Origin of the sequence: Chryseobacterium sp. MYb328 (assembly GCF_037572595.1) — a bacterium.
Classification (GTDB): domain Bacteria; phylum Bacteroidota; class Bacteroidia; order Flavobacteriales; family Weeksellaceae; genus Chryseobacterium; species Chryseobacterium pennae.
Map to the genome: position 1 here is coordinate 105518 of NZ_JBBGZQ010000022.1, position 6235 is coordinate 111752.

Here is a 6235-nt window from a genome sequence, read left to right on the forward strand (position 1 = left end):
GTTAATTGCTTGATTTTTAAAAACGTAAGACAATGAAAGCAATCTGGAATGGTGCCATTGGCTTCGGTTTAGTAAATATCCCTGTTAAGATTTACTCAGCAACGGAGACCAGCAAACTGGACCTTGATATGCTCGACAAATCCGATTTTTCCAATATTCGGTTTAAGCGAGTCAATGAAAATACAGGAAAAGAAGTAAAGTGGGAAAACATTGTCAAAGGCTATCTCATGGATGATAAATATATTGTTCTTGATGAGCAGGATTATGAAGCAGCAAGCCCTGAAAAGACAAAAATCCTTTCTATTGATCAGTTTGTAAAAGAGAAAGAAGTAGACAGTATCTATTTTGAAACCCCTTATTATCTCGAACCGCAGAAAAATGGGGAAAGTGCCTACAGACTTCTATTAAAAGCCCTTGAAAAAACGGGCATGGTAGGAATCGGAACTTTTGTTCTTCGGGAAAGTGAAGCAATCGGAATGATACGTCCTTACAATGATGATATATTAATTCTGAACCGCCTGAGATTTGACCAGGAAATAAGGGATTATACAGATTTAAAAATCCCTGCTCATAAAGTCCCAAAACCTGCAGAGCTGAAAATGGCGGTCAATCTTATTGAACAGCTTTCCCAGGATTTTGATCCGGCGATATATAAAGATACCTATTCTGATGATCTACTTAAAATCATCAGGCAGAAAGCAAAAGGTAAAAATATTAAAACCCAAAAAGCACCTGCTGCAAAAGAAGGTAAAGTGATTGACCTTATGGCTCAATTAAAGGCCAGTTTAAATACTTCCAAATCTAAATCTGCATCATAATGGCTCTCAAAGATTATCAACAGAAACGTAAGTTCGATGAAACCAGTGAACCTAAAGGGAAAGCAAAAAAGAGTAAAAACAAACTGATTTTTGTTATTCAAAGGCATGCTGCAACACGTCTTCATTATGATTTCCGCCTTGAAATGGAAGGTGTATTAAAGAGTTGGGCTGTTCCAAAAGGACCTTCATTGGATCCGCAGGATAAACGATTGGCCATGATGGTAGAAGATCATCCTTATGACTATAAAGATTTTGAAGGTAACATTCCTGAAGGCAATTACGGAGCAGGACAGGTGGAAGTCTGGGACAGTGGAACTTATGAACCTTTAGAAGAAAACAGCAAAACATCTGATGAAAAAGAATTGTTGAAGGAGCTGCATGCCGGTTCCTTAAAGTTTATTTTACACGGTAAAAAACTGAAAGGTGAATTTGCCCTCGTGAAAATGAAAAATACGGAAGACAATGCATGGCTGCTTATTAAACATAAAGACGAATTTGCGGAAAGCCCTTATAATGCTGAAGAAAATACTTCACCAAAATCTTTGGTTACCAAATTCCTCGAGGAAAAAAAAAGCTTAAAAACAAACGCAAAAAAGAAGTCGTAGCTTCAGAAAAAAGATTCAGGAATTTTAATACTTTAACCAACGAAAAAAAGCTTAAATCATTCATCAAACCTATGCTTGCCAAACCTTTTGATAAAGCATTTGATGATAAAAACTGGCTTTTCGAAATAAAATGGGATGGCTACAGAGCTATTGCTGATCTCAGTCATGATGATCCTCTTTTCTATTCCAGAAACGGGATTTCATTTTTATCAAAGTTTGATCAGGTAGCTCAGGATTTTGACCAACAGAAATATCAAATGATTCTGGATGGTGAAATTGTTGCATATGATGATCATGGAAAGCCTAGTTTTCAGCTTTTACAGCAAATAGAGGATAATCCCAGCTTAGCTTTGGTTTATCAGGTTTTTGACCTTCTCTGGCTGAATGGCCATTCTACAAAAGAACTTCCGCTGGTTCAAAGGAAAGAACTTTTAAAAGAAGCACTCATTGAAACGGATACAATCAAATATTGTGACCATATCCCTGAAAAAGGCATTGCCTTTTTTGAACAGATGAAAAAAATGAAGCTTGAAGGTATGATTGCTAAACTGGCAGCCAGCCAGTATGTAGAAAATTACCGGACTGCTGACTGGCTTAAAATCAAATTTTCCAATACAGAAGAGGCTATTATCTGTGGTTTTACAGAACCAAGAGGTTCCCGGGAAAGTTTTGGTGCTCTTATTCTGGGAAAATATATCAGTCATGATTTGGTTTATTGTGGTCATACGGGAACGGGATTCAACAATACTTCTTTAAAAGATCTTTATCAAAGGCTTCAGAAATTAATAGTAAAATCTTCGCCCTTTGAAACCATTCCTAAAACCAATACACCTGTAACATGGACAAAGCCTGAGCTCGTTTGTGAAATCAAATATTCTCAAATCACAGAAAACGGAATCTTCCGTCATCCGGTTTTTATGGGTATTCGTGAAGATAAGGAACCGGAAGAAGTAAAGGATGCAGCAGATTTGGATATTCAACCTAAAAAATCAAGAACAATGAAAGCTAAAGCATCAACAAAAAGAACAGAAACTTCGGAAAAGGAAAAAGAAATTACCCTAAACAAACATATTGTAAAGCTTACCAATCAGGATAAAATTTATTTTCCAAAAGATGATATTACCAAAGGTGATGTGATAGAATATTATCAGTCAGTAGCAGGATATATTCTGCCTTATTTAAAAAACCGTCCGTTATCCCTCAACCGCTTCCCCAATGGCATTGAAGAACAGAGTTTTTATCAGAAAGATGCCGGAGAGCATATTCCTGATTGGATCAAAACCACACAAGTATACTCTGAATCTAATGATAAATACATTGATTATATCTACTGCAACGATAAAGTAACCCTGGCTTATCTGAACAATCTCGGATGCATTGACTTTAATCCATGGAACAGCTCACTGCCGGACCTTGAACATCCGGATTATCTGGTTTTGGACCTTGACCCATCAAAGAAAAATACTTTTGATGAGGTAATTGAGACAGCTCTTCAGGTGAATGAAGTGTTACAATCCATTAAAATTAAAGGATATTGTAAGACTTCCGGAAGTACAGGTATCCATATTTATGTTGCGATGGGTGGCAAGTATGATTTTGACCAGGTAAAAGACTTTGCGCATATTCTGATGAAACAGGTTCATGAAAATCTTCCCAAAATAACTACTTTAGAAAGAAGCCTTCAAAAAAGAGACAGTAAAAAAATTTATTTAGACTATTTACAAAACCGAACAGGTCAGACATTAGCAAGTACTTATAGTTTACGCCCAAAACAGGGAGCTTCAGTCTCTATGCCTTTGGATTGGGATGAACTGAAACCGGGAATACTGCCTACAGATTATAATATTGAAAATGCTTTGGAGAGAATTAAAGACAAAGGAGATTTATTTAAACCAGTTCTAGGAAAAGGAATTGATATGATGAAGGCTTTGGAATTACTTCAGAATATTGATTAATTTCTATACTTTTACCTGCAAAAACTATCCATGAACGAATCTATTACATTAGAAATTGCTTTTAATGAGAAGGCGGAACGAGAACACCAACAGTTTTTCTTTCGTTATCAATGGAAAAAAGGCTTTACAGAACTTAAGAAAGCAATCATCTATGCTCTCATATTTCTGTTTCTTGGCTTTTTTTCTCAATCAAAGTTTATTAATAACAGTCCTGCTTCCGTTGTTTTCAGATATGCAGGATTTATTTTTATTGCCTATATTTTTTTACTTCTTTATCAATTCTTTACCAGTAAAAAGAAGTTTTATAAATCAATTGAAGAGCAAATCAGTGACTTTAAACAGAAAGATGAAAAATTTAGTTTTATAATTCTTAATAAGGATGATATTACTTTAGAAAATCCATTTAATACCATAGTTTCTGTTTGGAGTAAAACCAACTATAAATTTGTAGACCAATATCTTATTCTGGGTATTCTTAACAACAATCTTAATTTTGTATTTACTGAACATGACTTTAAGGAAAATGATTATAAAACTTTTACAAATTTTCTTGAACAATACTCAAAGAAAAATAAAGAATAGCTATTACATAAAAAAACCTGCATTATAGAACGCAGGATTTTTTTATTATCATTGTAAATAATCATTACTTATTATAAATGTGGATATCTCTTTGTGGAAAAGGAATTCCTATTCCAGCCTGATCTAAAGCTTCTTTACAGTCAATAATAAGTTCCTCGTTCATTTTCCAAAAATTTTCAGTAGAAGAGCTCACTCTGATCGATAGGTTGACAGCACTATCGCCTAGTGTTGTTACGACTACCTGTGGAGCGGGTTCTGCAAGAGCAAATTCATTCTTTTTGATCATGTCCATTAATATTTCCTTTGTCTGTCTAAGATCAGCATCATAAGCAACTCCGATATCCAGAGAGGTTCTTCTGGTTCCTAACTGAGTAAAGTTTGTAATACTGTTATTGGAAACTACTCCATTAGGAATAATAATTAATTGATTTTGTGGCGTAATCAGCTTTGTGTGGAAGATATCAATCGCCTGTACTGTCCCTGAAACACCGGAATTGGTAGAAATAAAATCTCCTATTTTAAATGGTTTTAATAACAGAATAAGAATTCCTCCTGCAAAGTTGGTTAAAGATCCCTGTAATGCCAGACCTATAGCCAAACCTGCAGCACCAATCATAGCCACAAAAGCTGAAGTCTGTACTCCTAATTGGGTGACTACTACAATGAAGAGAAGAATATTAAGTCCCCAATTGATAATATTAAGTAGGAAATGCTGTAAAGAAGCTTCCATACCACGTTTTTTGAAGCCTTTTGCTACAAGTTTCTTAATCATTCTGATCATCCATGATCCGATCAGATAAATCAGTAATGCAGAAATCACTGCAGTAAAAATTCTCGGTGCCCATGAAATCGCTGAAGATATTAAGGTATCCCAATGTTTCTGAATGTTGTTCAATTGTAAATCGTCCATTTTATACTACTTATTTTTTTATCATATTCGTTATCCGCCCTTATAGCAGTAAGATTTCAAAGTGGATCTGAATAGAAAGCATGCCCTGTTTTCAAAAGAAGGCTGATCTTAACTTTTAAAGTTAAAATCAATAGTATTTGCATTAAAACAGATTGATTACTGAATGGATGTTTTCAGCTTACTCAATGGTCATTTAGAAATTGAAATCTTACGGGAAGAATAATCAGTGTCTACAATTACAAAAAAAATACCGAAGTTGTTTTTTTAAGGAATAAAATCACTTATTCAATGAAAAATATCATATTTTTTCATGTAAACCCTTTAAAAAGATAAGATTTAAAATTAAGGAAGTTTTGCAGCCAGGCTTTCCGGTAAAAGTCTCAGAATATGATAAATGATTTTCCATTTAAAATTCGGAACAATGGTAAAGGAATTTCCGGCATTGACAATAAATTTTGCAACATAATCCGGTTCCATGATCAAAGACTCATTGAGTTCTAACCCTTCATTAATTTTTGTTCTGATATAGCCTATCACTAAGGCATTGACTATTATTTTTCTGGAAGCCAGTTCCTGTCTTAATCCTGCCAGATATTGGGTAAATGCAGCCTTGGTACTTCCGTAGACAAAATTACTTTTTCTTCCTCTTACTCCTGATAATGAAGAAAGTCCAATAATCCTTTCCAGGTTTTTATTGCTTTCATCCATGGCAATCATGTTCAGAATAGAAACGCCCCCCATATAATTAACCTCCATCATTTGTTTTGCTCCTTTAAAATCTCTCAATGCCTTTTGGTTATCAACCAGGAAACCGGCTGAATACACAACAATATGAGGTTTTACAGGTAACTCCTGATAAAATTGATGATGAGAATCAAAAGCTGCAGCATCGAAATACAAAACCTTAGTTCTTTTCTGATCCAGATTATTTGAGGAGATAAAATCTTCCAGTGATTTTGTATTTCTGGAAGCTGCCATTACAGAAAAACCTTTTTCAAGGTATTGAATGATACATTGCTTTGCTACATCTGAATTGGCTCCTAAAATAAGAACAGTTTTGTCTGTGTTTTGATTCATAAGGCAAAGATAATTTTTTATTAAACATTAATTTCACAAATGGAATCAATGATTATAGAACATACAGATACCAATCTTTATATTGTAGTATCCCAGAAACTACCCTTTATTTTCATCCAGCCGTGAAATCCGCAGGATACTTTTATAGTTTTTGAATTGTTTTCGCACAGATTCCACAAATCTCACGAATCTTTTATTTGAAAGTCAACAGAGAATTTTGCTATAGAAGTCAATACTTTTTGGCTTACTATTTATATAAAAAAATGCGGCGGGTGAACAAAGTTCACC

Annotated in this window: 6 protein-coding genes; 4 read left to right on the plus strand and 2 right to left on the minus strand. The window is 34.5% G+C overall.

The window, feature by feature from the left end; all coding sequences use genetic code 11:
* Nucleotides 1–32 precede the first annotated feature (32 nt).
* From ku to WH267_RS19330, 4 genes are all read left to right on the plus strand, one after another.
* Complete coding sequence (ku, locus tag WH267_RS19315; RefSeq protein ID WP_340010359.1) at nucleotides 33–818, plus strand: non-homologous end joining protein Ku; 786 nt, start codon at nucleotides 33–35, stop codon at nucleotides 816–818.
* A complete protein-coding gene (locus WH267_RS19320) occupies nucleotides 818–1423 on the plus strand; it encodes a DNA polymerase ligase N-terminal domain-containing protein (RefSeq protein WP_123320904.1) in 606 nt (201 codons plus the stop codon). Before ku ends, WH267_RS19320 begins: the two co-directional genes overlap by 1 nt.
* Nucleotides 1424–1494: 71 nt before the next feature.
* Nucleotides 1495–3378: a DNA ligase D gene (gene ligD / locus WH267_RS19325; protein ID WP_340010360.1), complete on the plus strand. Its 1884-nt coding sequence runs from the start codon at nucleotides 1495–1497 to the stop codon at nucleotides 3376–3378.
* Nucleotides 3379–3408: 30 nt separating this feature from the next.
* Nucleotides 3409–3960, plus strand: coding sequence for a hypothetical protein (locus WH267_RS19330; RefSeq protein ID WP_340010362.1), 552 nt, complete (start codon nucleotides 3409–3411; stop codon nucleotides 3958–3960).
* A gap of 64 nt (nucleotides 3961–4024) precedes the next feature.
* Here the strand turns inward: WH267_RS19330 and WH267_RS19335 are convergent, their stop codons facing one another.
* Together WH267_RS19335 and WH267_RS19340 are read right to left on the minus strand one after the other, a co-directional pair.
* A complete protein-coding gene (locus tag WH267_RS19335; RefSeq protein WP_340010364.1) occupies nucleotides 4025–4870 on the minus strand; it encodes a mechanosensitive ion channel family protein in 846 nt (281 codons plus the stop codon).
* 342 nt (nucleotides 4871–5212) lie between these two features.
* The gene (locus tag WH267_RS19340; protein ID WP_340010365.1) at nucleotides 5213–5947 is read right to left on the minus strand and encodes an SDR family NAD(P)-dependent oxidoreductase; all 735 of its coding nucleotides are present in this window, start codon (nucleotides 5945–5947) and stop codon (nucleotides 5213–5215) included.
* Nucleotides 5948–6235: the final 288 nt, after the last annotated feature.

Bases quoted from the DNA above. Each gene is read 5' to 3' on its own strand.
- ku (WP_340010359.1), top strand. From the start codon at position 33: ATGAAAGCAATCTGGAATGGTGCCATTGGCTTCGGTTTAGTAAATATC.
- WH267_RS19340 (WP_340010365.1), bottom strand. From the start codon at position 5,947: ATGAATCAAAACACAGACAAAACTGTTCTTATTTTAGGAGCCAATTCA.
- WH267_RS19330 (WP_340010362.1), top strand. From the start codon at position 3,409: ATGAACGAATCTATTACATTAGAAATTGCTTTTAATGAGAAGGCGGAA.
- WH267_RS19335 (WP_340010364.1), bottom strand. From the start codon at position 4,870: ATGGACGATTTACAATTGAACAACATTCAGAAACATTGGGATACCTTA.
- WH267_RS19320 (WP_123320904.1), top strand. From the start codon at position 818: ATGGCTCTCAAAGATTATCAACAGAAACGTAAGTTCGATGAAACCAGT.
- ligD (WP_340010360.1), top strand. From the start codon at position 1,495: ATGCTTGCCAAACCTTTTGATAAAGCATTTGATGATAAAAACTGGCTT.